The organism is Calditrichota bacterium (assembly GCA_013152715.1).
Lineage (GTDB): Bacteria > Zhuqueibacterota > Zhuqueibacteria > Thermofontimicrobiales > Thermofontimicrobiaceae > 4484-87.
In genome coordinates, this window is record JAADFU010000050.1 from 7,933 (window position 1) to 8,879 (window position 947).

General features: G+C 47.0%; 1 protein-coding gene. It reads left to right on the forward strand.

Annotated elements, in window-relative coordinates; all coding sequences use genetic code 11:
- Positions 1-947 (forward strand): TonB-dependent receptor (locus GXO74_04495; GenBank protein ID NOZ60920.1); only part of this gene is annotated, 947 nt, incomplete at both ends.

A 947-nucleotide genomic window follows, 5' to 3' on the forward strand; every position in this document is an offset into this window, starting at 1 on the left:
CCGATTTACAAAAATTTATCCACAGAAATCGAGCGGGCGCTGAAATATGACCTCGTCTGGATTCCGGCGCGGCGTTGGGAATTGAGCGCCGGAATTATCGCGAAAAATGTCGATTTCAATCACGATCGCTGGGCTGACGCAGACACGATTTTTGTTTACGATTTACCGGCGGATACGATTGCTTCCATTTTTCGCACGTATCCTGAATGGCAGGCCAACTACAAAAAATCTTCGGCGAAACTCGGCAGCTACGGCCAGTTGAAGTTTTATCCCTTTTCGAGATTGCAGATTACCGCCGGCCTGCGGTTTGACTATTTCGATCTAACGAAAAAACACGCCATCGATCCCAGATTGGGCGCATCACTTGAACTGGGAAAAGGAATGGCTCTGAACGCCGCCGTGGGACAGCAGTCGCAATCTCCGGCTTATGTGCAAATCAGCGCGCATCCTGACAATAAAAATCTTGATTATAAATTTACGCGGCAAATCGTCGTGGGCCTGGAAAAACTGTTCCGGGAAGATATGCGCGGCACGTTGGAATTTTATTACAAAAACTATCGCAAAGTCGCCATTCCGGTTTCCTGGTTGACGCCGGATCCGTTTGACCGCGCGGAAGGAAAAATGGTCAATGAAGGCAAGGGTTATTCCAAAGGCGTTGAGTTTTTTCTGCAGAAAAAAATGTCAAATAATTACTATTTTACAATAAGTTACGCTTACTCCGTTTCCAAAGGTTTCGATCCGCGATTTGATGTTTACTACAATTGGGATTATGATTACCGGCACGTATTCACTTTCATCAATGGCATTCGTTTTGATTTTCGCAAATATGACTGGTACGCAAAGCTGAAGGCAAACGCCTTGTATCGCATTTTTGCCTGGGCTTTGCCCGTGAGCGACCAGATGGATGTGAGCATTCGCTGGCGCTATCTGGGCGGCAGGCCTTACAC